The organism is Bacillus sp. JJ1566, assembly GCF_036962685.1.
GTDB lineage: Bacteria > Bacillota > Bacilli > Bacillales > Bacillaceae_L > Ferdinandcohnia.
Genome location: NZ_JBALOP010000052.1, coordinates 108,709 through 135,403, shown reverse-complemented (window position 1 = coordinate 135,403; position 26,695 = coordinate 108,709). Strand labels below are relative to the sequence as shown.

Sequence of the window (26,695 nt, the reverse complement as noted above, 5' to 3'; positions counted from 1 at the left end):
GTAGGAATGTTTTTATCATTAGCGATGTGTTTATTCTTGTTTTCATTTGTTTATATAGAGGGTTTAAGAATTAGTAATAATGAGGGAAGAATCGAAGCAAGTACTTTCATTACATTTGTTTCGTCTATCATAATGGCCTTCGTTTTTAGTTTTTTTGCTAGTTCCTTTTATTAAAGAGTTATTCTCCCTATCAAATACTGACATTCCTTTAATGGTTTGTCAGTATTTTTTAGTTCACTTTTCTAAAAAAAATTTCTTAAATATGAAAGATGTTGATGCTTTAATCGTCTATTATATAAAGGAATACACAAAGGGGGTTCGACGTTTGGCACAAATCAGTCAAATCGAGAAATGGTTTTATGAGTATGGCGATGATGTTTATAACTTCCTTATTTATTACACAGGGTCTTTTGATGTTGATGATGATGTTCAGGAGGTTTTTTTAAAAGCAATTCAATCATTTCCCACCTTTGAGGAACGTTCACACCCCAAGACATGGCTACTTACAATTGCGAGGAATTTAGTAATCGATAAGAACCGTCGGAAAAGACTAATCAAATTCCAACCATTTGATCTACTGGCGAACAAACAAATCTCGTTTGACCATTCCAATCCAGAAAGTGCCCTTCTTTTAGACGAGGTTCTTTCTGATATACACCAAACAATTCTTCACCTAAAGAAATCTTATAAAGAAGTTCTTATTTCACGATTAATTTTAGAACTAAGTGTTGAAGAAACAGCTACCATTTTAGGATGGACTACTAACAAAGTTTCATTAACTTACCATCGAGCTATTAAAGCATTACAGAAAAATCTTAAATCTATCAACAAAGGAGAGGAAAAAGACTATGAAGGATTCCTATCCAAATAAATCATTTCCCAAATTTCAATTAAGCGAAGCCCAGAAAACCCATATTATTACAAATATTAGAGTAAGCGAAACGAAGAAAATGAACAGGATTTTTTCAAACCGATTCATTATGCAGTTACTGTCAGCAGCGGTTATGTTAATACTCATAATTGGGATTGGAACATACTCTTATAATTCCATTTTTGAGAAGGCACCCCCTCATGCTGATCATGTCTCGTCATTTATGATCGATCTTCCAAAAGAAATTACGATTGAAGAACAAGGTGCCACATATGTATTTTTAAAAAATGGAACAGAAGTTGGTGGGGTGAAGAAGATCAACAATGAATTAAAACAAGAGCTTTTGTCTCAGCCAGGTATATTTGAAAATGAAATGTTAGAAGATTTTCTGGAACCAACCCAACGAGTCCTTTTTCATGTAAAGCAAATGCACGCCATTCAAACTGTTCATTATTTCATTCAACCTAATGATCAAGAAGTCATCTATGATTTGTATTTTCACGCAAATAGTCCCGGCTATTTCGGAGCTTCGGATTTCAATGCAGACCTAGAGATTATTCATGAAATAGCTAAAACATTTACAATCAACTAAACCCAATTTGAAGTCAGTTCACGGGTCATTAAATCTTTAAGCAAACATATCAAACTAAATTTCGATTTCCCCTTAATTTCCTCCTTTGTATGCATTATTTGGTAAAAGTTGAAAATACTACAACTATGAATATAATGGCTTGGAGGAAGAGGAATGAAGAAGTTTTTATTAGTTGGGGTTATTTTTTTATTCCAGCTTGCGTTTTTGTCTGTTGGAGTGTTTGCTGACGTTACCCCTGAGGAATTAAAAAAATATACAACACAGACTGGTTTAACTGAAGATGATCTTGAGGACTATTTAGCAGTTTTTGATTTATCCTTAAAGGATTTTGAAAGTGTGAATGAGCTGGTTTCCTATTTAGGTGAGCCAGTTAATAATGAGACCGTCCAGACTCTATTAACGAAGCATAATATTAATGAGGATGAATTGCATCATATCCTAAGCGGTTTCGGAGAGTCGGTACAGGATTATTTATTCATTAAGGACCTTGAAACAACAGTTGATTTCTATCTAAATCATGCTGAGGTATTGGTAGAAGCAGAGCGGATGCTATCGGAGGTTGGGCTAACAGAAGACGAGATTGATGGATTATTTCTCCACTTTTTAAGCCTTAATGATATAAATCTTGAAGAGAAAATGAGATCGATTAACACTAATTTAGAGCGATACTTTTCCTATAATAGCTCAGAAGGATTATCATCTGAACACCAAAAAGAGCTTATCGTGATGTACGATAAAATGATTGAAGTCTTTGAATTACAACCGAGATACTATCTATTAAAGGATGGTGCTAGAGAGGCAATAGCTTATAATAAGCTACTTCAAATGGATACACTTGATGGTGCTGAACTGCTTGTTGAATTATATCGAGCTAATGATGAATACCTACTGGATCTCAAAGTTTCCGAGGAAATGCTAGCATCTGATTTTATCATTGAGCGTGGAGAAAAACTCTTAACCGTTGCAACCTTGGCAACAGAAATGAGTGTTAAGGTTCAGGGGAATAAGCTTCCTACTACGGCAAGCCCATATGCGAACCTTCTCTTAATTGGCGCCCTATGCATGTTTCTTGGTGTAGGAGCTGTATTAATAACTCGAAAATATGCATAGAATCAAATACACCTTGGCGTATTTGCGCCCAGATTTTTTCGAGTTTGCTCGAAAAATTTCCTTTGAAAATCTGTGGCATCTGCCAGAGGCTTACTTACAAAGTGGGGTCGAAACCACACTTTGTAAAGTGTAAAGCCATGTCATTGTAGACATGGCTTTTATCTTTTTAACCTACACTTTGTTCTGATAATGAAACCCGCTGTTTTTTCTTCCTTTCACCTATGGAGTACAGCCAAATACCGACTACAATAATAACTCCTCCCATAATCTGTGTATGGATAATTTTTTCTGAAAGGATAAAATAGGCTAGAATGCCCGCGCCAACTGGTTCAAATAAAATACTAACTGAAATTGTTGAGGTACTTACCCATTTTAATGACCAATTGAAAAGATTATGACCAAGTAAAGTTGGAACAATTGCTAATAGTAAAAAGTACATCCAGTCTTGACCAGCGTATCCACCTAGCGGATATTTAAAAATCACTACATATAAAAACAATGTTATTGTACTTATGCTGTAAACAACAAATGTATATGTGACAAGCGATAAGCGTTTTCGAACAGTTTGCCCAAAGAGAAGGTAGGCTGTAACCATCACACACGAAATGATTGCTAAGAAGTCGCCGTATAAAGCACTCCCACTAATTCGGAAATCACCCCAACTAATTATGATGCTTCCTCCTAAAGCAAGACAGGTGCTCAATATCGCACCTAAACTAATTTTTTCTTTAAACAAGAAATAGGTTCCTATGAAAGCAAAAACTGGCTGCATGGTTACTAATACAGTTGAACTCGTTACCGATGTGTAGTTGAGTGATTCAAACCATAGGATAAAATGGAGTGCTAAAAACACACCTGAGATTGTGGAAAATAGCCAGTCCTTTTTGGTTATGACCCGTAGTTCCTTTCGATATTTCCATAAAAAAACCGGAAGCATTAATAAGACTGTAAAAAATAGCCGGTAGAACGCAATAACCGGTGCAGGTGCATTTGCTAATTTCACAAAAATAGCTGACGTCGAGACTGCAACGACACCAACTGCCAATACAAAGTATGGATTCATTTTTGGTTGATTCATGTATGTCACTTCATTTCAAATATAATCTTATATAGTATATAAGATAAATGCATAAAAAGGATAGAAGAAATTCTACCCTTTTATCTTAAAGAGGTTTCGGCAATTTGCTGATAATCTTTTAGGTCATATGCTGAAACCTCTGTCGGTGAGATGGCATACAATGTGTCGTCAATCGTTAGAAGTCGTTGTACTTCCCCCTCCCATGTTTCATACGAACCGGTATCATTTGATATTTTTGCTTTTAAGTCGATTCCTTCTATATCGATGTCGTATACATATGCTCCTTGAAATTCGAATCTTTGCTCAAACATTTTCCCTTCTATATTTTGATAGACAGTAATTGGGAAAGCAAAAATTCCTTTTTCCTTATTAAATAAAAGAGCTTTATGGTCGTAATTTAATGGGGAGTATGTTCCACGGCCACCAATGACTTCTGTGAACTTCTCCTTTGGATTATTTACATCCCGAATATCAAATAACGAAATTTTCACACCATCTGTATAAACCATTGGCTCATTATTGATTGTTTTATCAGCGACTACCTTCGTGTCCTGTCCAAAACCAATTACATGGTTTTCATCATATGGATGCAGGTAGTTGCTAAAGCCAGGTATTTTAAGCTCTCCAAGCACCTTTGGAGTTTTTGGGTCACTAGCATCAATGACAAACAATGGATCTACTTGCTTAAAGGTCACGATGTAAATGCGTTCCCCCATGAAGCGTGCTGAATAGATTCGCTCTCCACGCGCCAGATCACTTAAAGAACCTATTTGTTTTAAATTCTCATCATAAATAAACAAATTGTTTGCGGATGGTTTGCTGTTATTCCAGGTATCCCCTTTTGTTGTGGCTACCCGGAAGGTTCCATTGTATTCATCCATTGAAAATTGATTTAAAATCGTTCCCGGTACTTCAGTTGAACTATGGAACTCGACTTTTTCCCCATCCACTGAAAATTTATAGACATTTGTATCAGGGGAATTGGAGCCATCCTCCCTAAATGGAATTGCGTTATAGTTTGCTACTGCGATATAAATGTTTTCCTTTGACATATACAATAAATTTCCGCTACCTAAATAAGAAGTAATGGAGGCTTCTTTATTAGGGTCATTCAAGTCAATTGCAGCAATTAAGGTAAAATTACTCTCTTTTGAACCAGGGATATACTGAATTTTTTCATACGGCACCAAAGAACTTTCCTCATTATTTGCTGTATCTGAGAAACGTGGTCTAAGCTCGATATCATCATCTTTCACGTCTTCCATAATCCAATAATACGGAAAATGACTCGTAACTAGATACACGTAGTTATCAATTCTGCGTGAAGTCAAATGGGTTCCCTCAACCTCTACTCTACGTATTTCCTTAGGGTTTTTTTGGTCCTTTATGTCATAAACAATCGCTGTTGTTGCTTCAAAATGTCTAGGTGGATAAATCATTTTACGTTGATTTTGATGTGGTGTCATATCATGAAACGAATAACCGATAACGACAAGCTTGTCTTCGTATAAGAACATTTGACTTGGTGAAAATGAGTGAGAATATGGAATTGTTGTGATTACCTGCATTTCCTTCACAGGCGCTGCTTTGATGATATTTAGTTTCCCATCAATAAGTTGATAAATATATTTACCGTCAGTTTTTACGATATCTGATTCATCAACACCTTGAACCTGGGTGTTCGTCTCTGAATAATCACTCCCACCTTTTGCGGCACTATCCGCTGCAGGTGATTCATTTGATACTGACATTTCCTGTTGGGCAGTATCCCTCCCGAATAAACTATACCTTCGATTGCGTTTTTCCTCTTTAATCGCATCCCGAAATATTTCTTGTAGCTTTTCTTTTGTGACAGGCTGAATTTCAGTATCCATTTGGCTGACAACTGCCGGCTTTGAAGAGGTAACTATAGCCGTCAGAGCCGTTATCAGAATGACCGCAGACAGATAAAAAATCCATCTCTTCTTCATCCATTTCACCCCTTTTTCACTTAGACGAAAATGGGTAGGAAAAGTTTCAATAACAAAAGCCCTCTATATAGAAGGCTCTCCGGTTTTTGCATATTGGTTTAACAAAAGCTCAAATATACGTAGCATTTTTAAAATATCCTTTTCTTCATGGCTGCTCAGGCACGAGATTTGGATCCATTTCTTTTCTTGTAAATAGCGACTTTCATAATGAAGGTAATATCCGTGTAGTGCCATATCATCTCCAAAATCCTTTGAAGAGATATGTTCTGGCAAAAGAATTGTCATGATTGCAGGTGATGAATATTCAGGCGATGTTAAAATCTGCAGTCCTAGACCTTCAATATACTCACGAATCATCTTATATCTTGTTTTAATTTCTAGATAGTAATCATCATTTTTGTATTTTTGCAGTGCTTCATGCAATGCCTCAAGCATGTTCGAGGAATGGGAATACGGAATGCTGTCATGATAAGCGTACATCCCGAGATCAAGATATCTTGGAATTGACTGGTTAGGATAAACTTCATGATTATGGAAGACAAATGATAAACCCGTATATCCACCAATCGCTTTACCACTGACTCCCGATGCGAAATAGACATCCTGAAAATCTAGCTTAACAGCACCAACCGTGCTGATACAGTCAAGACAGAGTTTCACATTACTTTGAAGACAGATTTCCTTTAGGTTTTTGAAGTTTGATAGCATTCCCGTGGAAGTTTCACTATGGACGGCCCATAGCCAAGCATAATCCCCCGTTTCAAGCTCTTTCTTAATCTCTGTTTCTGTAATAGGTACTCCCCATTCTTTTTCTAGCTTTTTAAAAGCTAATCCTGCTCGATCGGCATGGTCAATTAATCTTGAACCGAACTCCCCATTGCTTACAATTAAGCCTTTTCCTTCTAAAATAGCTAACTGAGCAGCGACCACATCATTTGAAAGAGTTCCCGAACCGACTAAAACCTCCACATGCTTTGAATTTGTCATGCTACAAAGCTTCTCTCTTACAGATTTCATTTGTAATGAGAATTCATTTGAACGATGTGAAATCGGCTCTTGTTGAAGAGCTTCTTTTACATTTTCATGAATTTTAATGGGACCTGGCAAAAAACTAACCGGTTCTTTTAAAATTCTACCTGCAAGCGACTCATCAAAGGTTTGTTTTGTTAAATACATCGGCCAAAAAGAGGCTTCCGAAGTTCCAGTTAATGAGGCAAATGGTTTAAAGCCTAGCTGTCGATATAATTTTTCTTGTCTTGTTGTTCCAGAAATCAAGGCAACATCATAGCCTTCCTTCAAGCAATAAGTAGACATTAGACCGGCAAGCCCGAAAAAGATTCTCCCATTATTACGATATTCTTCTTCAACCGATAGTAAGCGAATTTCACAAGGTTTAGCAGGTTTTACCGGTAATTGCTCATCAAGATTAGGCATCTTATAATCTAGTGAAAACGGTCTGTTGCTTCTTACAGCAATCATACCTACTACTTTTGAATCCTTTACACAAATTAAATATGTATTTTGATCATGAAATTTATCGACTAACATCTTTTCTTCATTTTTTTTATGCTGTGGAATTTCTTCAACAAAGGTTTTATAGTTTAAGCGATGGATTTGATCAAACTCATGTTTGGACCGAGCTATTTTATAGACAAATGTCATGATGGAATCACTCCACTTAATTGATTTTTTTCACTAGTCTTTCTTTTAGATTATCGCGGTGAGCAAATAGTAATAAGGCGATTACAATAAAAATAAGTACACATTCCCGTATTGAATAATCCATAAACCAATAGATAAATGGCATTGTAAAGAAAGCTGTCATCCCCGCTAATGTGAAGCTTCTCGAAAGTGTTAACAAAAATAGAAAGATTGCAGCAAACACGAGAAATGGCTGATAAGTTAAGACAACTAGGCCGCCTGCAGCTGTCGCAATTCCTTTTCCACCTTTAAATTTAAGGGTGATTGGCCAAATATGTCCGACCACAACTGCGATAAGGGACAGAATTTGAATTTCAAAGGAGAATCCCAGGTATTTTGCACCTAAGACAACTAGCAGCCCTTTTAGCACATCGCCTAAGGCAGTTAACAAAAAGCCTTTCTTCCCTAGCAATCTACCAGCATTCCTGGCACCTACATTTCCACTTCCGAGTTTCCTGATATCTTCACCTAGCATAAACCTCATAACCACATAGGCAGTCATAATCGTTCCAATAAAATAAGAGGCTAGTACATATAAATAAATCACGAGTTCACCACCATTTTCGGTTTAATCAAATTTTACCATTTTTTGCTGAGGTTTGTCTTATTACTTTTTTAGTAGAAATATATGAACTTTGGAGCATTCTCATGCAAAAAGATTGTCTATTATAAGATGTCATGGTATAATTTTTCTACATTCATTCGGGGTTGTAGCTCAGGGGGAGAGCATTTGCCTGGCAGGCAAAGGGTCGTGGGTTCGATTCCCATCAACTCCATTACGCAAAAGCCATTCTAGTTCAACTAGAGTGGCTTTTTTTCTTGTATATGAAGCATTCCTTTGTTTGCTATTTATTTTTAATCTTTTAGGGGGAAATACGGTGAAAAAATTATTAGGACGCTTAGGAATTCTTTTGCGGATTATCCTCATTGTGACTATTACAGGATGTGCGATAAGTGACGAAGAAACCACGAAGCAAGAGCTGAAAGAACAAATAACAGAACAAGCCAAAAAAGAAGAATTAGCAGCAAAGGAAAAGGAAAAAGCCGAGCAGGAGCAAGCTAAAAAAGAAGCAGAACAAAGAGCGGCTGAAGAAGCGAGACAAAAAGAGGAAGCTGAACAAAAAGCAAAAGAAGAACGTGACAGGCAACAAGCCGAACAAAAAACGGACGAACAAGCTCAGACATTCGGCTTAGAAGCAGTAATCGTCTCCCGAGTTGTTGATGGCGACACGGTTGAACTTTCGGATGGTCGGAAGATTCGCTTAGTCGGCGTGAATACACCTGAATCAACAACTAGGCAAGAAGTGTATGGTAAAGAAGCAAGCAACTATACAACCACCGAACTGGAAGGAAAAAAAGTGTGGCTTCAAAAGGATGTATCTGATACAGATCGATATAACCGCTACTTACGTCTCATCTGGCTTTCTGTCCCAGCAAATGTTATGGATGAAGCAGAAATACGGTCAAAAATGTTCAATGCACAACTCGTCTTAAATGGGTATGCAGAACCCTCGACCTACCCACCAGATGTTACCTATAGCGATTATTTTGTAAAGTTCGCGCGTGAAGCACGTGAGAACGAAATTGGACTTTGGGCGTACGGGGAAAACGGGACTACAAAAGGTGATCTCGATAAAGGGGGTTCAAAATCAACAGTCCCAACGAGCAATTCATCATCAGGTGGTGGCACTAGCAGTAACACAGGTGATGGAAAGGAATCCTATAAAAATTGTACGGAACTTCGTAAAGTCTATCCAAACGGTGTTCCATCCACACATCAGGCTTATGAACCTAGACATGACCGAGACAAAGACAATTGGGCATGTGAAAAAGCATCCTAAAGTTAAAAGCTTGGGCTTTTTCTGTTTTATCCTTCCGTCCAAATGCAGCATACTTTCGGACTCTAATACACTATTTTTCTCTTATCCTGTCCGAATGACGCACGTATTCTGACACATTCCTCTTGTTTTGTTCTTACGCTGTCCAAATGAAACGCACATTTGGACTTTTACACACGACTTTCCCCTCACCCTGTCCGAATCTCACATGTATAGAACAAACTCATTTTTATGTCGAAAAAAACCGTCGTAAGTTGTCTGAATCTTTCGTTAAAAGTTGATTGATTACTAGTTTTAAAATGTTAACATAGTAATGTAGGCATTTTCACAATGCTTGTATAGTAGTTTTATAAATAAAGGAGGAAAAAAATGAGCCAATTAATTTTTGCATTACGAGAAAAGGTTGAGTCATTTTTAAATGGGACCAAGAAGCTTTATATCAATGGAGAATTTGTTGAAAGTGCTTCTGGAAAAACTTTCGAATCCTATAATCCTGCGACTGGAGAAGTATTAGCTACTGTGAGTGAGGCAGGTCCAGAGGATATTGATCGTGCTGTAAAAGCAGCCCGAAAAGCTTTCGATGAAGGCCCATGGCAAAAAATGACCGCAGCCCAAAGAAGCCGTATCATGTATAAACTGGCAGATTTGATGGAGCTACATAAAGATGAGCTAGCACAATTGGAAACATTGGATAATGGGAAACCGATTCGTGAAACGTCAAATGCAGATATTCCTCTAGCAATTGAACATATGCGCTATTATGCAGGATGGTCTACGAAAATCGTTGGACAAACAATCCCTGTAAATGGACCATTTTTTAACTATACTCGCCATGAGGCTGTTGGAGTTGTGGGACAAATCATTCCATGGAACTTCCCGCTGTTAATGGCCATGTGGAAGCTTGGTGCAGCTCTTGCAACTGGTTGTACAGTTGTCTTAAAGCCGGCCGAACAAACTCCTCTTTCTGCTCTCTATCTAGCTGAGCTAATGGAAGAAGCAGGATTCCCTGCAGGGGTTGTCAATATTGTTCCTGGCTTTGGTGAAACAGCTGGTCAGCCGCTTGTTGATCATCCACTGGTTGATAAGATTGCGTTTACTGGTTCAACTGAAGTCGGAAAATCAATCATGGAAAGAGCCTCAAAATCATTAAAACGGGTAACATTAGAATTAGGAGGTAAATCTCCTAACATTATTTTACCGGATGCCGATCTTTCAAAAGCCATTCCTGGAGCATTAAACGGAGTTATGTTTAACCAAGGTCAGGTTTGCTGTGCGGGATCACGTGTCTTTATCCAAAAGAAACAATTTGATAATGTTGTGGCAGACATGGCAAGCCATGCTGAAAAAATTAAACAAGGTGCCGGTCTACATTCGGATACAGAAATTGGACCACTTGTTTCTATCGAACAACAAAATCGCGTTTTAGGATATATCGAAAAAGGACTTAACGAAGGGGCAGAACTAGTCGTAGGTGGTCAAAAGCCTTACGAAGAAGGTTACTTCGTATCTCCAACTATTTTTGCAAACGTTAAAGATGAAATGACAATCGCAAAAGAAGAAATCTTTGGTCCTGTTATTTCCGCAATGCCATATGACGACCTTGATGAGTTAATTAGTCGTGCCAATAATTCCGAGTATGGTCTTGCAGCTGGAGTGTGGACACAAGATGTATCTAAAGCTCATTATATTGCGAACAATCTTCGTGCAGGAACTGTCTGGGTGAACTGCTATAATGCATTTGATGCAGCATCTCCATTCGGTGGATATAAGCAATCAGGTATTGGCCGTGAAATGGGATCTTATGCGCTAAACAACTATACAGAAGTAAAGAGTGTTTGGATTGCAATGAACTAATAAGAAAAGCGCAAGGCGCGCAGCCTTAGGCGACAGGCATAAGACGAGCGCTGACGGAAGGTGTGTAGTACCTTCCGGAGTGAATGGCTTAGACCAGAGAGCCGATGGCGCCTTGAGCTAGACAACAAAAAGGCGAGAACCTGTAATATGGGTTCTAGCCTTTTCGTTAGCTAATTGTTGCATTATGTTTTTGCCTCTGTTGTTTTGGCAATTGGATTTTACAAACGAGATCTAAAATCCTAGTACTTATAAATTGGCCCACAAGTGCATAAATAATAATTCTCCAATCCACCACAATCCCAGTCGTCAGCAATATCGTCCCATTAATCGCAAACAGGGTTTTCCCTGGTGAATATCCTTTTAGTTTTGAAATAATTAAAGCTAAAATATCCATTCCACCTGATGAAGCTCCCATGCGAAATAAAATGCCAATCCCTACTCCAAAAACAACAGAGCCTACAAGTAAATCGACAATGACATTAGAAATTGGATTTATAATGAAGGGAGTCAAGATACGAATTGTGATCGCTGTTACTGTGACACAATACAACGTCCAAATGGCTGTTCCCTTTCCTAGCCACTTAATAGCTGCAACTAATAGACCTGCATTTAAAATCCATAATGTAATATCAAAAGGAATACCCGCTATATAATTGAACAAGACTGCAACACTTGCGGCTCCACCAGTTGGGATAAAGTGTGGAAATAGAAAAGTTGCCATTGCAAACCCTTGAATCACCGCTGCACTTCCAAGTATCAAACCTTTGTTTAGTATTTTCATAATGTTAGCTCCTACGTCATATCTATCACAATGGTAACACTTTTTTTCAGAATAACAATGCTTATTCTGCTTTGTATCTTGCAAGTAATTCGTATGGTCTCACCTTAAATGCTTCATATGGTGCATAATCACCTTTTAGTGCATCAAGAACCCGCGGTTTAAATTTTGCTCTTTTAATATATTCATCAACATTTGATTCATTTAATTTTATAAAAGCTACTTCTTTTGTCTCATTTGATGTCGCGATATTTCCTCCTATAGACTTACCACGAAAGACAATCGAAACTGTACTTCCATTTGAATAGATGCCTGTTACACCCTGAACCTTAATGTGGATTCCCGTTTCTTCAAAAACTTCCCGACAAAGGGCTTTATCCAATGTTTCCCCTTCATCAACGGCTCCACCAGGCAGCTCCCATGTATCCGATCGCCAATAGGTTTTGACTAATAATGTTTCTTGATTTTGATTCGTAATAAAACCACTAACACTAACCGTATGCTTCGGAAATTCATATGTGCTTGTTGAGGTTAAGAAATCCTCCTCATAATTCAGATACAGCTTTTGAAAGTCCCCCACTTTTTGCTTCTCTTTTAATACCCTCTTTTCAATCTTCAAATACTCGTCCATATTGGGATACTCCCAAATTGATATCATTTCCTCGGAAGATTCTGTTTGCCATTGCCCAATTAGTTTTGCTCCATTTTTAATTTGTATTGGGATAAAGTGATCATTTAAAAATCGGGCACATCGAGAAGCTTTGTTGGGTTCGACACTGTATGTGATTCTTTTATAAAGCATGCATCTTCAATCCTTTAGTCATAGATAATGTATCTTACGCAAAAGGTTTTAATTCGTTTGGACAGGAGCAAATTTTTCCAAAATAAAAAGGCCTGCTTTACCTCATGATAAATGGTAAGCAGACCTTTCGCTTTTTAATTAATCTTTCCAAATAATTTCACCCGATTTTGTGGTAGGATCGATTTCAACTTCGAAATCGTGTTTTTCATAAAAATAGACAAGACGGTCAACATGGTCCCAGTCTCTTTTAGCTATATCACCTTTAATCACAGGAATGTTCTGTTCACGAGCGATTTCTTTTAAATGATTCATGCAGATTGAACCATATCCTTGGTTCTCGGGACCTTTTATGTCACCGATATGAATCGCATTTTCCTCATCTTTGTACTGAGCATGAATTGAAAAATCCCAGTGACCTTTATAGGCTGATTCACATTCGTTCACCATAATTTTACATTGGTTTCCATCATCAAAGGCTGAGACGATAACCCATTTATCATCCTTCGATTGGTCAATACCGATGATTTGATGTTTTTTTGATATTTCTTTTATGTTATTCTGCATGCGATAAATCTGAAACTGCAAATCCTCTAAATCCTGTTTGACCTCTGACGGGCTCTTATTCAGATCCTCTTTCATTAGCAAACTTTGAAAATACATGATAAACACCTTTCATTGTATATTTTAGGCCCACACGAGATGGGTCACAAAGACGACGACATCAGGACGTGGCGTACTTAGTCTTTGACCCTTCTTTGTTATTTACTTCCATTTTATTGATAAAAATGGGAAATGTTTACGTTTCTTACAACAAACATACAGTTTCCGATTATACTAGACTACTAGCATTTTTACAAGCAATGCTTTCTTGTTGTCATATATTTATAAAATCGTCATAACAGCTTTGTAACATGATTGACATATTACTATGTTAGGATAGTTTCCTAAGTAGGAAAAAGGTCTTATGAAGGAGGTAGGATTCGTTGAAAATCTCAACTCTTACAAAAAAGAAATCAGCCCTTCTCTATTTACTTGGTGTTCTATTCATAATGGGAACTAGTATTTTTGCTACAATCCATCATTCGAATGCTGAAACAATTGAAACAAATAACAATCATCCACAAGAAATAAAGAAGGAAAACATAAATCATCAAGAACAGCAAAATCAGCCTGTTCAAAGCCAACCTGTTGAAATGGCTTCGAAAAATTATAATATTGAACAGGAAAATACAATCTCTGGTTCTGAATTGGACAAGCATTTAAAAGGGAATTTAAAAGGTCTAGGACCCAACTTTGTAGAATCAGGCGAAGAACATGATATTGATCCCATATTTTTAGCTGCATTAGCTGCTCAGGAGACGGGTTGGGGAAATTCCGATATTGCAAGTTCCCCATGGAATAATATTGGGGGTATTACTTGTATGCCCGAAATATATACAAATATCTTTGGTGAAGATTACCCAAACCCTGGTTGCGGACAATTAGTAGTAGGTGGAACCAATTGGCAAAAGTTTCTTTCAATCGAAGATAGTATTCGCTTTAAGGCAATCTATTTAAAGCAATATTATGTTCAAAACGGGAATGAAACAATTGGTGAAATTCAAACAGTTTATGCTCCTAGTGAAGCGGCAAATGATGCGACTGGGTTAAATAATCACTGGGTTAAAAATATTGTATCCATCATGAACGACGTAAAAGATGAACAAGCTTAAATGTTGGTGCCTTTAAGGCGCCTTTTTATTTTGCATTTTTAGGTGAACTTTTTTACCATCTCATTCGTATTATCTGCAGAATATAAATGTGAATGAGGGTGCTAAGAATGACAGTGTTTTTTATTTTTTGGATAGCCGCATCAATTGGAGCAATCGCGGTCATGCCGTATCAATTCAAAATGCTTAAAGGCCGAATTGAAGAAGATGCTAAAAAGAATCCAACCAAAAAGATACCACCCACTCCCGTGCTTGTTTTGATTAGCATTTTACAAAGTGTTGTGCTTTTAGGTGTTGCCGCATTTATTGGAACATGGCTAGCACCTAAGGTTGATCTACATTGGTGGCTAATAGATCAATGGTTAAATGGTACTGCTGTTCCTTATTCCATTTCAGGGGCAATTCTACTGAGTATTGTTGTCGGTGCTGTTGCAGCAATTGTCATAATCGGATTGGATTTCTTATTTATGAAAAGAATGCCCAAGGTCGATATAGATGAACCTTCGAAATTTCAGGCATTTTTAGCTTCGTTTTACGGAGGTATTTCAGAGGAAGTTTTAACCCGCTTATTTATAATGACAGCAGTGGTTTATGTATCCAACCTTATTAGTTTAGGAAATGCTTCCTATTGGATTGGCATCTTCTTTGCCGCCCTTTTATTTGGTGTAGGTCATTTGCCCGCTGCTTTTGGGCTTTTCGGGAAGACAAAACTTGTGATGTGGCGCACGATTTTACTTAATGCGATTCCTGGAATCCTGTTCGGGTATTTGTACTGGAAGTATGGAATTGAAATTGCCATGATTGCTCACTTTACAGGAGATATTTTTTTACATGTCATTTTTGGACCCTTATTTAGAAGAAAGAAATTCAAATTAAGTGCAGGAAATTCGCAGCCTGGTTCGGTTTTAAGGTAGAAAGGGTAAAAACAATCAAAAAGGGGTACCAATTCGCGCATGAATTGCTCCCCCTCATTTTATTGTAATTCATAACTTGTTTAATTAAACACTGCAAATTTGAATGTGGCAATTCAAATACCCTGTTGATTTTAGGCTAAAAAAACTACCATAACAGTATATTGTTATGGCGATGTTATCTCAATATTTAATGCTTTTGCGGCTGCTGGAAAGGATGTGTCTACACCGCCATCTACCCAAACAACAACTTCCATTCCTTCCTGAAAATCCTTGATGTTTCCACTTTCGGGTAACGTAACCCAAGTTAGGCCTTTATCTTTCTCCTCTACTAATAGGCTATTTTCTTTAGCATTTATTTCAATAACATTTCCCTTAATATCAAACGCACCTTTAACTTCTTCCTTATTGTTACAACCTACTAAAGCAAGACAGATTAACAACAATATAATAAAATCTTTTTTCAATTAGTTTTTACCTCCCCTTCATATTTATTTGGTTCTCTAACTGCGCCTTTAGCACCAGGAGAAACTGTCATAATTGAGCATTCGTATCCTTATTTGAATCAGAAAATTAATTTTCTTGATTAAGGTTTATTGACTTTTTAAGTATAAAAAATTCCCTAATAAATGCACCTAAACTTAATGAACTTCCAATAACCACAATTAACGATACAACTCTAACAAAGTGAAAAGGAGTCGAAATAATTTGTAAACTTCCCGATATTAATAAAATTCCAAATAAAATAAATCCCATTTTAAGCTGCTTTTTTACCTTTTTCTCTTTCATCTTTTATCTCCACCTTTATTAAACATGCGTGCACCATTCTTACATTAATTTCAACACAAAAAGCGTTAATTCCTCAATCAACGCATCCGTTACTTGAAAAACGCTTATATAAAAAAGTATTCTATACTAAAAATAGAGACGTATATTCATAAATTTTAATATTGGTAAATATCGATGAACGGACTATGTCCTGGATTGAATGTAAATGGAATGAAAGTTCCCAAAATCCCTATTCCTTCAATTAGTGTTCTACGCCCTTCTTCATCTTCAAGGATTATGCCCATCTTATTTATAAAAATATAATCATCTATAGTTCTGTGTACAACTTTTTCCTGCGAATTTTTATGTTCACAATTATCTCCAACACACTCTGTATCATATTTATTTGCTAACCACTTATTAAAAGCCTCTGGAGAAGGTTTTGATAATGGTAAGGTTAGAAATAGCAATATAATTAAAACGTAGGTGAAGATTTTAATTCGTTTTTTACTCATCGATTATCTCCTTGAATTTGATAAAATTTTTCACAAATCTACTGCGTTCATTCTTACTTAGAATTGATGTCACGTTCAAATTCCTGTATCCACTGATAATCCAAAGGGGCATTTATTATCTTGTATACTTTGTTTGATACAACAACATCCCGCTCAAGTGTATATATTTCAATTTCCCCATTTTTGTATCCAAGGATCAGTTCAAATCTTTCATTTTCATAATTAGAGATCCAACCATCCTTATTAGTCCGTTTTACTTTGTATTGATTTAAAAAGTCAGCAAGTTTATGAATCGTTTCGTGATCAACTTTCGAAATTTCAAATTCATAAGAGTCTTTATACTCTGTAATAATATGAATCTTATCAACATTACCCACATCTAATAACTCGCCTAAGTCCTGCTCACGATACCTATAAAAGTTAATAAAAACTACTCCAATTATTAGTACTATCAGAGAAACGAATAAATATTTTTTCAAAAAAAACCCCCTCACATTGCCTTTTTCTATAAATTTCATCCTTCCAAATTTATAATCATGTCCGATAGATGACAGTAATACATTTAAAAATAAGCCATAGAACTATCTATTATTACTATTGTTGGTAAAAGAAAGTATTTCCTCAATTTCACACATCCAAAAACATAGTTATAACCATTTCCTTATTTTTACTTTAACATAAAATTACGTGGTATATTTGAAAGATTCACATAATTTTTCTCAAAAAGGTTACACACAGAGGACGAAATTCGTTGGCTTTTTCTTTGGATTCTTACACCGAAATTAGCTCGAACTAATACAATACAAAAAAATGATTTTAGGAAGGGGCTAACCCATGTATTATTATGAACCTTGGATGATGCGCACAATGCCGGTTAGAAGTCAGCATGCTAACCAAAATAAATTGAAGGTCAATGGAGAAGGAACTGTCACAGCGACACCGACTTCATCAACTATTACATTAGGGGTTATAACTGAAGGCAGTACCGTTTTGGTTGCTCAAAACGAAAATAACCAGATTACAAACAAGGTCATTCAATCTCTCGTTGGGCTAGGAATACCCAATGAAAATATCAAAACAGTAGATTATCGAATTGAAATCCTTTATGCTTACGAAAATTCAAAGCAAACTTTGAAGGGATATAGGGTTGTTCACATGCTGCAAATTTCAGATGTAAACATTCAAGAAACCGGTAGCGTAGTGGATACGGCTGTTCAGAACGGAGCTAACACAGTTACAAGTGTTAATTTTACTGTTTCAAATCCACAGGTTTATTATGCAAAAGCGCTTGAAAATGCTGTTGAGGATGCCGGGGCAAAAGCTCGTACAATCGCCAATAAATTAGGAGTTCAGCTTCAAGAAACCCCGCTTTATATTCAGGAACTATCCCAACAATCTCCACCAATCCCATTTCAAACCGCGATGTTTGCCAAAAGCGAAGCTGCTACACCTATTCAGCCAGGGGAATTAACGATAACTGCTAGGATTGAGGCGACATTTACTTATTTATTTTAGTTTATTTTATAGGAATTATTTTCTTCAAATCAAAATAATGAACTGCACCTCAATAGGTGCAGTTTCTTTATGCTTTTTTTACGAAACCTCTTTAACCTCAAGACAGAGTAATTACCTCATATTTTGAGGCTAGTTCAATAAATTGGGCCATCCCGCTTATCTTTCCAGCTGCAAGTTTATCATTCAGCTCATAATAATCAACACATGTTTTACAAGCAAGAACGTCAACCCCCTTTCCTTCCAGTTCTTTTAATTGGAGTGAAACAAGCGAATTTTCCGTTAATGTAAACACACCCCGGTTCATACAAAAAACCGCTACAGGCAGATCTTCTTTTTGTTTCAGTATAGTGAAAAGGGTTTCTAATACCCCTTCGCCTAGTTCTTTTTCTCCTTTGCCTAGCTGATCGGAAGCAAGTAAAATTACTTTATTTTTCATTTTTTCCACCTCACTGGTTTAATAATTTAATGTTAGCATATTTAAAACAAGAACCAATAATGTTACCAATTGAAATTTTTAATTAAAAAAATGAAATATAGATAATGGATTCACAATATATTAGACATGGGCGTGCATTTATTAATATTCAATTTGGGAGGGGATGAAAAATAGAATGAAAACGAATAAAACATTTATCTTAGCCTATTCAGCAATGGGAATCGCACTAAACGTTGTATTAGGTACAGTGGTTTCTTGGATGAAAATTCCACTGTTGTTTCTTGATACGATTGGAACAGTGTTGATTTCCGTTTTATTTGGTCCTTGGTGGGGAGTCTTAACCGGGGGTTTAACGAATGTTGTATTAGGAGCAACAACGGGTGCCTCAGCTATTTTCTTTGGTCTTGTCAATATTGCCATTGCATTAGTTGTTGGGTTTATAGCCAGAAGGTTTGACTTTACAAAATGGTACATTGCTATTTCAACGGGAATTCTTGTGTCAATCATTGCTCCTTTAATAGGGACCCCAATTGCTGTCGCAGTCTTTGGAGGACTTAATGGGAGTGGAATGGATTTGATTGTTTTGTGGTTAAGAGCTTCTGGCGAAAGTGTTTTTGCATCGACCTTTATCTCAAGAATAACCGGGAACTTTATTGATAAGATTATCACTTGTATGCTGGTCATGTTTTTAATAGTACGTCTTCCAAGTTTTACAAAAATAATGAGTAAGGGGAAGAACCATGCAGCGTAGTAAAAAGATTTTACTGGTTTCCCATTGTATCTTAAATCAGAATACGGTGATTGAAAACGAAGCAAGAGCAGAAGGAGCTATTATGTCTGCGATAGATTGGGCAATAAAAGAGGGATTTGGATTTTTGCAGCTCCCCTGCCCTGAATTCACATTTCTTGGTTTAAGCAGACCGTCCATGACGTACGAGCAATATAATACTCCTGAATATAGGAAACATTGCAAAGAAATCCTTAAACCATTCCTTAATCAAGCAAAAGAGTATTTAAAAAATGGCTACGAAATAGCAGGGATATTAGGAATCAAAAGCAGTCCTTCATGCGACCCTTCTAGGGGCATATTCATGGAAGAGTTGATTGCCCTGTTTGAAGAAAATAAGATTAATTTGAAAACCTTGTGGTATTTGCCTAATAATAGTAATCCAATTTTTAATAGCAATTTACATTATATTAAAGACTAATTTAAGGGCCCAACCCCCAATAGCATGTAAATATGCTGGTGGTTAGCCCCTTTTGTCCGTTCATAGAGATATTTACCATTCCTTCGGCTCATAGTCTAATTCTCTAAACAATTGCATTCGCTCTTTCTTTGATAAATCTCTCCATTGCCCAGGAGGAAGATTGCCTAAATGAATATTCATGATTCGGATTCTTTGCAATCGATAAACGTCGTATCCTAGTTCAGCGCACATGCGGCGAATTTGACGATTAAGCCCCTGTGTTAAAATGATTTGAAAATCAAATTTTGATAATTGAACTACTTCACAAGGTAGTGTTTTTGTACCTAGTATTTTGACTCCTTCTGACATCTTCTTCAAGAATTCTGGAGTAATTGGCTTGTCTACTGAAACGATATATTCCTTTTCATGCCTATTTTCGGAACGCAGAATTTCATTAACAATGTCGCCATCGTTCGTAAGAAGTATTAAACCCTCTGAATCCTTATCCAGACGCCCAATATTAAATACCCTTAATGGATGGTTGACCAAATCAACAATATTCCCCTTTACCCCTTTTTCTGTTGTACTAGTAATGCCTACAGGTTTATTTAAGGCTATATAGACATTATTTCTTGCTACTCGGATTGGATTTCCGTCTACTTTAACCTCATCCCCAGGTTCAACTTGGCTACCTATCGTTGCTCGTTTTCCATTAATAAAAACTCTTCCATCGGTAATTAATTTATCGGCACCCCGTCTAGATGCTTTTCCAGATTCACTTATAAATTTATTAATACGCATATCGTCACATCCTAAATCAAATGATTGCTTCTGTGATACTAACTATACTTTATTTTAAGGATGATTCACAATCTATAATTAGGTATATGGACAATATATCATGAAATAGCCCAGTATTATCAAAAGGATGTCACACTCTTTTATTTGAATTGTTGGAGAAAAAACCAACAAAAAGTCAACTATAGTATAAATAAATACAGACGTTGCCCTCCATATATGGAAAGGGAACGTCTGCAAACACGCCGTATTAATTCACAATATAGTCAATTTCAATGAGATCCCATGATGTGATAATCCCTAACGGCTTTTCATCGATTTGTCCATTTTCAGTGATGATGACAGCCTCTAGTTTTTTCCCATGGGCATGTCGTTTTTCAAACATGTCTTCCACGTCAAATATATCTCGGTCCTTACCGACGAAATCGATGAGATGTTTTGTTTCGTACGGAATTACTTCCCCCACTCGAATATTGGCTAAATCGATACTATCATTGGATAAGTGCTTAGCCATCCATTTTAAAACGGCTCCAGATGTTAAAATTCCCACACATGAACCATCTTTGTAAACAGGAAATTTTGTATACGTATTATTATGAATCGCAAGGATTACATCTTTGATTGAAGAATGATAATTGAAATAGACAACTGGGTTACTCGAAATAGAAAATGCTGTAACCGGCTTTTCTAACACTTCTGCTATTTCTTCAATTCGTTCGACGACATCTTGGTGAGGCTCTGCGATATAAAAATCAGCCCTTAATTTTTCATGGACAATGGCATTTCGAAGCTTAGCAAATTGAAAGAGTTCATCCTTGTAAGAACGGATAATGGCATGTCTTTTTGCTCCATGTGCGACCAATTGAGTAAAAATATCACCATTTATGTTTTTAACCATTTTACTTAGTGCCTTATGAATTCGATTGAATGCAATCTCAAAACGTTCCGATAAATCGATTTCAACTGTTTCCACTTTATATCCCCTCCTACTCATCTACTATTATATTTTAAAAATGAGAAGAATTGGGGATATAATGCGCAAAAAAAGAAGCATCTTTACAAAGTCACAATTGGTCAATGGTAGATGGAATGTAATATTGGAGAAATTAAAATAGTCCTGTGATTTTGCGGAACAATAAATTTAAAAGTAATAAAAAGCGAGGATCTCTATGAAAAAAATTACAATGTTTTTCCTTTGTCTTCTACTAGTAAATCTTCCATCACAAGTTTTTGCCGAGCGTAAAGTACCTATTTTGGTCTATCATTCGATTGACGAATTTAAAGGGCTAGGTTCTAAGGAGTTATATGTAACACCGAAAAATTTCGAGAAACAAATGATTTATCTAAGAGACCATGGCTACACATTATTAACGTTTGATCGATGGCAGGACACTAATAAAGTAAACAAGCCTATTTTCATTACTTTTGATGATGGGTACAAAAACAATCTGAATGCATTTGGTATCTTTCAAAATCTAAAAAACGAACGCTTTAAACCAACTGGTACCATTTTTGTTATTTCTGACTTTATCGGTCGCACCAACCGATTATCCAAATCTGATTTAAAAATGATGGCTGATTCCGGGATCATCTCAATACAGTCCCATACAGCTACACATCCTGATTTAGCGAAAATAAAAAATGTCGAAGCCGAACTGAAAGGATCAAAAGAAATCATTCAAAAAGTAACGGGTAAACCTGTAATTGCTCTTGCGTATCCATACGGAAATTTCAATAACAAGATTGTAGCAGAAACGAAGAAATACTATATGTTTGGGATTACGACAACTCCTGAACTATATTCTGAGCAGGGCATAAAAGATGAACTTTATCTTTTACCGAGAATCTATATCAAGTATTCAACTACACTTGATGAATTTGCAAAGATCGTTGAAGGGGAATGAAAGACGAGTAAAACAAAAGCACCACTAGATAATCTCACTAGCGGTGCTTTTTTGTACAAAAAACTTCAATTCTCCCTTTAAGAACCTACTCTGTTCTCCAACTATATTAATGAATGTCTTGAATGAATTTTTCTAGGAATTCACCCATTCGCTTAACAGCCGGCTCTGAAAAATCAAAGCTGACTCCAGTTTCCTTATAAATAGCTGCGATGGATTGATTGTAGTCCGCACTTGCCCCTTTTTTAAAGGATTCAACAGCTTGCTTAGGGTCTTTCTGATAATTCTCAAGTAATTGCAGAGCACCAAGCATCGAGATGGAGTATTCAATATTATAGAAAGGAACCTCGAAGAAATGAAGGGTACCTGCCCAACTCATCCCGATTTCTTCCTCTAGCCCAGTAGTATCGACAGGGTTTAAGCCATAACGTTTTGAGATTTCAAAGAACTTTTCATCACGCTCTTTGGCCGTATGTGTAGGATTCGTATACATCCAATGCTGGAAGAGGTCTCCAGACAAGGGGCCATATAACATGGTAAATGCTCGTCGTAGTTCTTCACGCTGTGCGCTCTTAAAATCTTCTTCGTCTTGATAAAAACGATCCAACTTATCCAATAAAAGCAATTCCATCCCATGAGAATACAGTTCAGCAACTTCCATTCGCATTTGGTAATCCTCAATTGGACCGTGCTCGGAAAACTGTAGGTACCCATTCACCGCATGTCCCATTTCATGAATTAATGCAATCAGCGAGAAAAAGGATGGGCTAAAGTTCGCAAAAACAAAGGTATCCCCTGAAACAGGTAAGCCTGTACAGAAACCACCCGGACTTTTTCCTTTCCGGTCTCCCAAATCTAGTAACCCATGCTCCCTCATGTAATCGAAACGGTCCGCAAAATATGGGTCGGTCTCCCCTAGCATCTCAGAAACGCCATCCATAAGAGTTGAGACTTCTGCGTATGGTGGGTTTTTCATCAATTTAGCGGTGTTATCCCAAGGGCGATATGTATCTACACCAAGCTTGGTCTTAAAAACTTCTGCAAGTCGATTCCATGCTGGGATAATATGTTTTTCTACATTTTCATGAAAGTCATAACAATCTTGAACACTATATTCACGATTTTTGACCACAAACATATAGTCACGATAATTTTCAAAGCCTGCATTTAAAGCGATTTGATGGCGTAGGTGAACGAGCTCGTCCATGATAGCATCCATATCAGGCTTAATTTGACGAAAGGCAGTACCCATCTTGTGATAAGCTTTTTCTCTCACGGCTCTGTCTAGATTATCGAGTTGGGATTGGATAAATGGAAAAGGCTTTTCCTCTCCGTCCCATTCGACTGTTAACCCACCCATAATTTCACTATACTTCGTACAGAGCTCTTGTTCTTTTACCATTAATGGAATGTTTTCTTCTCTGAACAGTTTAACCTTGGATTCGCGAACGCGTCGCATTAAGCCGTACCGTTTTTCATCTAATTGTTGTGAATAAGGAGACTCACAAAATTTATCATTCAGTTTTGCTTCATATTTCATTAAAAGTGGTTGAATGACTTGCTGATCATGAAGATAGGTCGATTTGATTTCTGCATCTTCAGTGTTTCGGTAGAAATCGACTTGGTGACCTGTCATCGCTTCCATTATTTTAATCGTTAAATCCTGTTCATCTTTTAACCACGCCTCTAGGTCAGAAACGGATTCAATTGGAACCTCAAGTAAACTTCGAATTTGAGCTTCTACCCCTTCTACATCTTTTAAATCAATTAATTCTTGATAATAATTATGACGTAAATCCTTTGTCATGGATAACTCACCTTCCCCTTTTTAGTTATATCTATCATTATACTATCTAATCCAAGTTCTTAAATCTAGCTTTTTTCAAGAAGCATACAGAGAACACACTATTATTTCAATTAAAAAGAACGCTTTGAGATTTTTTCAACCCTAAGCGTTTGCTTGTTAATCATATGATTTTATTTTAAAATTATTATTTTGTACTTCAAATTCGAACCCGTTACTAGAAGGCTGCTTTATTTGCAGAATTATTTTTTTGCATCTTTATCAACGACTAGTTCAAAATATAGTTGCCTAAGAATATAAGCTTTGTATGTTTCTAGCTTTTTACGTTCAACTGGATGCTGATGAATTCCTTTTTCTTTTAACTGTTTGACATACCAACCCTTTGATCCTGGATAAGCCATATTCAATTCCCCCTCATTTTTTCCGCTTGTCCTAAATGTATGCTCCTAAGCGTAAAAGAATGACTAGTAGAATCTTTGAAAAAAATTTAAATGAAATTGTAACCTATTGTGAAACACTGCGTCTAATTCTATGAAGCTTTCATTTCTCTCTTGCCTCTAATTACTCTCTCATAATTAGAGGCGTTTTTTTCTGTTTTCCCTATCATATATATATCGCAAAAAACCTCTAGAGTTCCTAGAGGTTTTTTTGCATTGAATGAAACATTACAAAGTGACAAATAGTAAATTGAGAGGTGATTTAATGAAAAAGGAGATACTGAGTTGGGTACTAACTGGTGTTGTGATTACTTTTTTTCTTTGCTCATATTTTTACTTCAGTACTGATATGATTGTTAAGTTTATCAGTGGATTATGGGATTGAAAAAGCTCCCTTCGTATAAATGGGAGCTTTTCTTTTTACAATTCCTCTAATTCTGCGACTGGAACAGTATTTTTTTCATGCTCCCTACCTCTTAGATGTACTGTGCACATATTCCCCTGTTCATCGCAGCTGTCAATCCATACAGAGGTTCCTTGATAATGAACGGTTACTTCATTCGAAGACGATAAGATTTGCTTCGCTCTACGAATATCCATTCTTTTTCACTCCTACTTTTTATTTTCCAACCTTCCAATAGTTTCCGACTAAATAGGTATTTTATGCAAAAATACCAAGGTTTTGTACACACTATAAAGAAAGCACAAAGGACGAGGAGCAAAACGATGAAGCTAAATGAAAATGAGAAAAAGTCGCTTAGTGATTCCATCGATAAATTAAATGAAGGTTTAGATGTTGTCATTCAGCTATACAATGAGGCAGAAGAGGATAAGCCACTAATCGAATTTGATCAAGAGGTTATCGTGGCTATTGAAAAAGCGAAGAAAACCTTTGGTGATGAAGAGATTACGCGAAGGATTAATACGATTATTAAAGAGATTTTTTCCTTTCTCCCAAAAGATGAAAAAGAAAAAAGTTAGAAAAATATCATCTTTTCGAAAGGAGTGGCACGATTGATAACGAGTGTCTTAGCTTCGTTTTTTAGACGTTTTTTGATTGCAAAGCTTTTAGGAATTGTATTATTGGTTATCATTATTTTTGGGGCGATTATACACCTGATTGAACCTGAAAACTTTCCGACTATTTTCGATGGAGTTTGGTGGGCAATTGTCACCGCCGCAACTGTCGGATACGGTGATTATGCTCCTACCTCTTTTTGGGGGAGAATCGTTGGAATGATTCTTATTTTTATCGGCGCGGGTATTGTAACAAGATATTTTGCAGCCATTTCTACCTCTGCCTTTGTCACTCAAAATGCATATCTTGAAGGAACTTCCAGCTTTCACGGAAAAAAACATATTATCATTATCGGGTGGAATGAACGTGTAAGGGAAACTATTTCATTTCTTAAAACCCCTGGATCGGTCGTTGAAATTCTGTTAATAGATGATTCATTAGAAAAAAATCCGATGCCAGGAAATCACTTTCAATTTATTAAAGGAGACCCAACCCGTGATGAGACATTAAAACAAGCAAATATTCAAGATGCCGAAATGGTACTTGTGACGGCTGACCAAGGAAAAGATGAATTACACGCTGATATGATTTCAATCCTCACATTATTGGCGATAAAAGGGTTAAATCCTACCGTGTACACGATTGTGGAAATACTCACTACACATCAGATCCAAAATGCAAAACGTGGTGGTGCTGATGAAATTATTCAAACAAACCGGATTTCAAGCTTAGTGATGGTGAATAGTATTTTATCACATGGAGTGTCTGATGCATTGCTCTCAATGTTGGTGGATTTAAAGGGAGGAAAACTTCAGTTCCTGGATACTACCTTTGATTTAATTGGGATGACATTCGAAAAGGCGAGTGAAACCTTATTAAAAGAGGGAAAAATATTAATTGGCATTAAACGTGATGTGGAAATCACGATTAATCCCCCACTAACTCTAGAAATACGCAAGAACGATCAAATTTTGATTTTAAAAAGCTAAAAGGGATTCCGTAACTCGGAATCCCTTTCTTTAATCAAATGCGCATTGGCGCATTCGCCGCCCGATTTTTTTAGGCCCACACGAGGTGGATCTAAAGACGAAGACATCAGGAT

General features: G+C 36.7%; 30 protein-coding genes and 1 tRNA gene. 14 read left to right on the top strand and 17 right to left on the bottom strand.

Translation table 11 applies throughout. The features are described 5' to 3' along the window. Positions 1 to 325: 325 nt before the first annotated feature. The 3 genes from V7112_RS19095 to V7112_RS19085 all read left to right on the top strand — a co-directional run bounded on the left by V7112_RS19095 (position 326) and on the right by V7112_RS19085 (position 2,573). Complete coding sequence (locus V7112_RS19095; protein WP_335422808.1) at positions 326 to 871, top strand: RNA polymerase sigma factor; 546 nt, start codon at positions 326 to 328, stop codon at positions 869 to 871. After that, the gene (locus V7112_RS19090) at positions 849 to 1,463 is read left to right on the top strand and encodes a hypothetical protein (protein ID WP_335422807.1); all 615 of its coding nucleotides are present in this window, start codon (positions 849 to 851) and stop codon (positions 1,461 to 1,463) included. The genes V7112_RS19095 and V7112_RS19090 overlap by 23 nt, the downstream gene beginning before the upstream one ends. Positions 1,464 to 1,616: 153 nt before the next feature. Next, the gene (locus V7112_RS19085) at positions 1,617 to 2,573 is read left to right on the top strand and encodes a processed acidic surface protein (protein ID WP_335422805.1); all 957 of its coding nucleotides are present in this window, start codon (positions 1,617 to 1,619) and stop codon (positions 2,571 to 2,573) included. A 166-nt stretch (positions 2,574 to 2,739) separates the two neighbouring features. On the opposite strand, the gene V7112_RS19080 is transcribed toward V7112_RS19085, so the two are convergent. The 4 genes from V7112_RS19080 to plsY all read right to left on the bottom strand — a co-directional run bounded on the left by V7112_RS19080 (position 2,740) and on the right by plsY (position 7,869). Continuing rightward, positions 2,740 to 3,651, bottom strand: a complete 912-nt coding sequence (locus V7112_RS19080) for a DMT family transporter (RefSeq protein WP_335422804.1) — start codon at positions 3,649 to 3,651, stop codon at positions 2,740 to 2,742. 80 nt (positions 3,652 to 3,731) lie between these two features. Then, positions 3,732 to 5,621: a beta-propeller domain-containing protein gene (locus tag V7112_RS19075; RefSeq protein ID WP_335422802.1), complete on the bottom strand. Its 1,890-nt coding sequence runs from the start codon at positions 5,619 to 5,621 to the stop codon at positions 3,732 to 3,734. Positions 5,622 to 5,684: 63 nt separating this feature from the next. After that, a complete protein-coding gene (locus tag V7112_RS19070; protein WP_335422800.1) occupies positions 5,685 to 7,283 on the bottom strand; it encodes an aminotransferase class V-fold PLP-dependent enzyme in 1,599 nt (532 codons plus the stop codon). A gap of 16 nt (positions 7,284 to 7,299) precedes the next feature. Beyond that, a complete protein-coding gene (plsY, locus tag V7112_RS19065) occupies positions 7,300 to 7,869 on the bottom strand; it encodes a glycerol-3-phosphate 1-O-acyltransferase PlsY (protein WP_335422798.1) in 570 nt (189 codons plus the stop codon). A 157-nt stretch (positions 7,870 to 8,026) separates the two neighbouring features. On the opposite strand from plsY, the gene V7112_RS19060 reads away from it, so the two are divergent. From V7112_RS19060 to V7112_RS19050, 3 genes are all read left to right on the top strand, one after another. After that, a tRNA-Ala gene (locus V7112_RS19060) sits at positions 8,027 to 8,098 on the top strand. 102 nt (positions 8,099 to 8,200) lie between these two features. Further along, complete coding sequence (locus V7112_RS19055; protein ID WP_335422796.1) at positions 8,201 to 9,163, top strand: thermonuclease family protein; 963 nt, start codon at positions 8,201 to 8,203, stop codon at positions 9,161 to 9,163. A gap of 366 nt (positions 9,164 to 9,529) precedes the next feature. Further along, positions 9,530 to 11,014, top strand: a complete 1,485-nt coding sequence (locus tag V7112_RS19050) for an aldehyde dehydrogenase family protein (RefSeq protein ID WP_335422794.1) — start codon at positions 9,530 to 9,532, stop codon at positions 11,012 to 11,014. A gap of 166 nt (positions 11,015 to 11,180) precedes the next feature. Here the strand turns inward: V7112_RS19050 and V7112_RS19045 are convergent, their stop codons facing one another. The 3 genes from V7112_RS19045 to V7112_RS19035 all read right to left on the bottom strand — a co-directional run bounded on the left by V7112_RS19045 (position 11,181) and on the right by V7112_RS19035 (position 13,254). Beyond that, positions 11,181 to 11,795, bottom strand: a complete 615-nt coding sequence (locus V7112_RS19045) for a YitT family protein (protein ID WP_335422792.1) — start codon at positions 11,793 to 11,795, stop codon at positions 11,181 to 11,183. A gap of 61 nt (positions 11,796 to 11,856) precedes the next feature. Continuing rightward, positions 11,857 to 12,594, bottom strand: coding sequence for an NUDIX domain-containing protein (locus V7112_RS19040; RefSeq protein ID WP_335422790.1), 738 nt, complete (start codon positions 12,592 to 12,594; stop codon positions 11,857 to 11,859). Positions 12,595 to 12,732: 138 nt separating this feature from the next. Then, on the bottom strand, positions 12,733 to 13,254 hold the full coding sequence (locus V7112_RS19035) for a hypothetical protein (RefSeq protein WP_335422788.1): 522 nt from the start codon (positions 13,252 to 13,254) through the stop codon (positions 12,733 to 12,735). Positions 13,255 to 13,577: 323 nt separating this feature from the next. Between V7112_RS19035 and V7112_RS19030 the strand changes: the two genes are divergently transcribed. Continuing rightward, positions 13,578 to 14,306, top strand: coding sequence for a glucosaminidase domain-containing protein (locus V7112_RS19030; RefSeq protein ID WP_335422786.1), 729 nt, complete (start codon positions 13,578 to 13,580; stop codon positions 14,304 to 14,306). A gap of 107 nt (positions 14,307 to 14,413) precedes the next feature. Next, complete coding sequence (locus V7112_RS19025) at positions 14,414 to 15,217, top strand: CPBP family intramembrane glutamic endopeptidase (RefSeq protein WP_335422784.1); 804 nt, start codon at positions 14,414 to 14,416, stop codon at positions 15,215 to 15,217. Positions 15,218 to 15,381: 164 nt separating this feature from the next. Here the strand turns inward: V7112_RS19025 and V7112_RS19020 are convergent, their stop codons facing one another. The 4 genes from V7112_RS19020 to V7112_RS19005 form a co-directional block, all read right to left on the bottom strand. Beyond that, the gene (locus V7112_RS19020; protein WP_335422782.1) at positions 15,382 to 15,681 is read right to left on the bottom strand and encodes a DUF3221 domain-containing protein; all 300 of its coding nucleotides are present in this window, start codon (positions 15,679 to 15,681) and stop codon (positions 15,382 to 15,384) included. A 106-nt stretch (positions 15,682 to 15,787) separates the two neighbouring features. Continuing rightward, positions 15,788 to 16,003: a hypothetical protein gene (locus V7112_RS19015; protein WP_335422780.1), complete on the bottom strand. Its 216-nt coding sequence runs from the start codon at positions 16,001 to 16,003 to the stop codon at positions 15,788 to 15,790. Positions 16,004 to 16,158: 155 nt separating this feature from the next. Next, complete coding sequence (locus V7112_RS19010) at positions 16,159 to 16,497, bottom strand: hypothetical protein (RefSeq protein ID WP_335422778.1); 339 nt, start codon at positions 16,495 to 16,497, stop codon at positions 16,159 to 16,161. A 53-nt stretch (positions 16,498 to 16,550) separates the two neighbouring features. Further along, complete coding sequence (locus tag V7112_RS19005) at positions 16,551 to 16,976, bottom strand: hypothetical protein (RefSeq protein ID WP_335422776.1); 426 nt, start codon at positions 16,974 to 16,976, stop codon at positions 16,551 to 16,553. A 355-nt stretch (positions 16,977 to 17,331) separates the two neighbouring features. Between V7112_RS19005 and V7112_RS19000 the strand changes: the two genes are divergently transcribed. Then, positions 17,332 to 18,012: an SIMPL domain-containing protein gene (locus V7112_RS19000; protein ID WP_335422774.1), complete on the top strand. Its 681-nt coding sequence runs from the start codon at positions 17,332 to 17,334 to the stop codon at positions 18,010 to 18,012. 97 nt (positions 18,013 to 18,109) lie between these two features. On the opposite strand, the gene V7112_RS18995 is transcribed toward V7112_RS19000, so the two are convergent. After that, a complete protein-coding gene (locus V7112_RS18995; RefSeq protein WP_335422772.1) occupies positions 18,110 to 18,448 on the bottom strand; it encodes a DsrE family protein in 339 nt (112 codons plus the stop codon). Between the two features lie 175 nt (positions 18,449 to 18,623). On the opposite strand from V7112_RS18995, the gene V7112_RS18990 reads away from it, so the two are divergent. After that, positions 18,624 to 19,199, top strand: coding sequence for a CD3073 family putative ECF transporter S component (locus V7112_RS18990; RefSeq protein ID WP_335422770.1), 576 nt, complete (start codon positions 18,624 to 18,626; stop codon positions 19,197 to 19,199). Beyond that, a complete protein-coding gene (locus V7112_RS18985; RefSeq protein ID WP_335422768.1) occupies positions 19,189 to 19,656 on the top strand; it encodes a CD3072 family TudS-related putative desulfidase in 468 nt (155 codons plus the stop codon). The genes V7112_RS18990 and V7112_RS18985 overlap by 11 nt, the downstream gene beginning before the upstream one ends. 72 nt (positions 19,657 to 19,728) lie before the next feature. Here V7112_RS18985 and rluF read toward each other — a convergent pair whose 3' ends face one another. Beyond that, positions 19,729 to 20,436: a 23S rRNA pseudouridine(2604) synthase RluF gene (gene rluF / locus V7112_RS18980; RefSeq protein ID WP_335422766.1), complete on the bottom strand. Its 708-nt coding sequence runs from the start codon at positions 20,434 to 20,436 to the stop codon at positions 19,729 to 19,731. Between the two features lie 247 nt (positions 20,437 to 20,683). Further along, a complete protein-coding gene (locus V7112_RS18975) occupies positions 20,684 to 21,406 on the bottom strand; it encodes a CBS domain-containing protein (RefSeq protein ID WP_335422764.1) in 723 nt (240 codons plus the stop codon). 196 nt (positions 21,407 to 21,602) lie between these two features. On the opposite strand from V7112_RS18975, the gene V7112_RS18970 reads away from it, so the two are divergent. Then, positions 21,603 to 22,337: a polysaccharide deacetylase family protein gene (locus tag V7112_RS18970; RefSeq protein WP_335422761.1), complete on the top strand. Its 735-nt coding sequence runs from the start codon at positions 21,603 to 21,605 to the stop codon at positions 22,335 to 22,337. A 106-nt stretch (positions 22,338 to 22,443) separates the two neighbouring features. Here V7112_RS18970 and V7112_RS18965 read toward each other — a convergent pair whose 3' ends face one another. The 3 genes from V7112_RS18965 to V7112_RS18955 all read right to left on the bottom strand — a co-directional run bounded on the left by V7112_RS18965 (position 22,444) and on the right by V7112_RS18955 (position 25,175). Further along, entirely contained in the window at positions 22,444 to 24,141 is a 1,698-nt protein-coding gene (locus V7112_RS18965; RefSeq protein ID WP_335422758.1) for a M3 family oligoendopeptidase, read from the bottom strand. A gap of 239 nt (positions 24,142 to 24,380) precedes the next feature. After that, the gene (locus V7112_RS18960) at positions 24,381 to 24,539 is read right to left on the bottom strand and encodes a DUF2639 domain-containing protein (protein ID WP_335422756.1); all 159 of its coding nucleotides are present in this window, start codon (positions 24,537 to 24,539) and stop codon (positions 24,381 to 24,383) included. Between the two features lie 456 nt (positions 24,540 to 24,995). Then, a complete protein-coding gene (locus V7112_RS18955; RefSeq protein WP_335422754.1) occupies positions 24,996 to 25,175 on the bottom strand; it encodes an H-type small acid-soluble spore protein in 180 nt (59 codons plus the stop codon). Between the two features lie 126 nt (positions 25,176 to 25,301). On the opposite strand from V7112_RS18955, the gene V7112_RS18950 reads away from it, so the two are divergent. Both V7112_RS18950 and V7112_RS18945 read left to right on the top strand, forming a co-directional pair. After that, positions 25,302 to 25,556 (top strand): atypical membrane-integrating protein (Mistic protein), encoded by a 255-nt coding sequence (locus V7112_RS18950; RefSeq protein WP_335422752.1) that lies wholly within the window; start codon positions 25,302 to 25,304, stop codon positions 25,554 to 25,556. Between the two features lie 33 nt (positions 25,557 to 25,589). Further along, entirely contained in the window at positions 25,590 to 26,582 is a 993-nt protein-coding gene (locus V7112_RS18945; protein ID WP_438823919.1) for a potassium channel family protein, read from the top strand. Positions 26,583 to 26,695 lie beyond the last annotated feature (113 nt).

Excerpts from the sequence above, each read along its gene's own strand:
- V7112_RS19090 (WP_335422807.1), top strand. The coding sequence starts at position 849 with ATGAAGGATTCCTATCCAAATAAATCATTTCCCAAATTTCAATTAAGC.
- V7112_RS19085 (WP_335422805.1), top strand. The coding sequence starts at position 1,617 with ATGAAGAAGTTTTTATTAGTTGGGGTTATTTTTTTATTCCAGCTTGCG.
- V7112_RS19080 (WP_335422804.1), bottom strand. The coding sequence starts at position 3,651 with ATGAATCAACCAAAAATGAATCCATACTTTGTATTGGCAGTTGGTGTC.
- V7112_RS19075 (WP_335422802.1), bottom strand. The coding sequence starts at position 5,621 with ATGAAGAAGAGATGGATTTTTTATCTGTCTGCGGTCATTCTGATAACG.
- V7112_RS19070 (WP_335422800.1), bottom strand. The coding sequence starts at position 7,283 with ATGACATTTGTCTATAAAATAGCTCGGTCCAAACATGAGTTTGATCAA.
- V7112_RS19050 (WP_335422794.1), top strand. The coding sequence starts at position 9,530 with ATGAGCCAATTAATTTTTGCATTACGAGAAAAGGTTGAGTCATTTTTA.
- V7112_RS19045 (WP_335422792.1), bottom strand. The coding sequence starts at position 11,795 with ATGAAAATACTAAACAAAGGTTTGATACTTGGAAGTGCAGCGGTGATT.
- V7112_RS19040 (WP_335422790.1), bottom strand. The coding sequence starts at position 12,594 with ATGCTTTATAAAAGAATCACATACAGTGTCGAACCCAACAAAGCTTCT.
- V7112_RS19035 (WP_335422788.1), bottom strand. The coding sequence starts at position 13,254 with ATGTATTTTCAAAGTTTGCTAATGAAAGAGGATCTGAATAAGAGCCCG.
- V7112_RS19025 (WP_335422784.1), top strand. The coding sequence starts at position 14,414 with ATGACAGTGTTTTTTATTTTTTGGATAGCCGCATCAATTGGAGCAATC.
- V7112_RS19015 (WP_335422780.1), bottom strand. The coding sequence starts at position 16,003 with ATGAAAGAGAAAAAGGTAAAAAAGCAGCTTAAAATGGGATTTATTTTA.
- V7112_RS19010 (WP_335422778.1), bottom strand. The coding sequence starts at position 16,497 with ATGAGTAAAAAACGAATTAAAATCTTCACCTACGTTTTAATTATATTG.
- V7112_RS19000 (WP_335422774.1), top strand. The coding sequence starts at position 17,332 with ATGTATTATTATGAACCTTGGATGATGCGCACAATGCCGGTTAGAAGT.
- V7112_RS18995 (WP_335422772.1), bottom strand. The coding sequence starts at position 18,448 with ATGAAAAATAAAGTAATTTTACTTGCTTCCGATCAGCTAGGCAAAGGA.
- V7112_RS18990 (WP_335422770.1), top strand. The coding sequence starts at position 18,624 with ATGAAAACGAATAAAACATTTATCTTAGCCTATTCAGCAATGGGAATC.
- V7112_RS18985 (WP_335422768.1), top strand. The coding sequence starts at position 19,189 with ATGCAGCGTAGTAAAAAGATTTTACTGGTTTCCCATTGTATCTTAAAT.
- rluF (WP_335422766.1), bottom strand. The coding sequence starts at position 20,436 with ATGCGTATTAATAAATTTATAAGTGAATCTGGAAAAGCATCTAGACGG.
- V7112_RS18970 (WP_335422761.1), top strand. The coding sequence starts at position 21,603 with ATGAAAAAAATTACAATGTTTTTCCTTTGTCTTCTACTAGTAAATCTT.
- V7112_RS18965 (WP_335422758.1), bottom strand. The coding sequence starts at position 24,141 with ATGACAAAGGATTTACGTCATAATTATTATCAAGAATTAATTGATTTA.
- V7112_RS18960 (WP_335422756.1), bottom strand. The coding sequence starts at position 24,539 with ATGGCTTATCCAGGATCAAAGGGTTGGTATGTCAAACAGTTAAAAGAA.
- V7112_RS18955 (WP_335422754.1), bottom strand. The coding sequence starts at position 25,175 with ATGGATATTCGTAGAGCGAAGCAAATCTTATCGTCTTCGAATGAAGTA.
- V7112_RS18950 (WP_335422752.1), top strand. The coding sequence starts at position 25,302 with ATGAAGCTAAATGAAAATGAGAAAAAGTCGCTTAGTGATTCCATCGAT.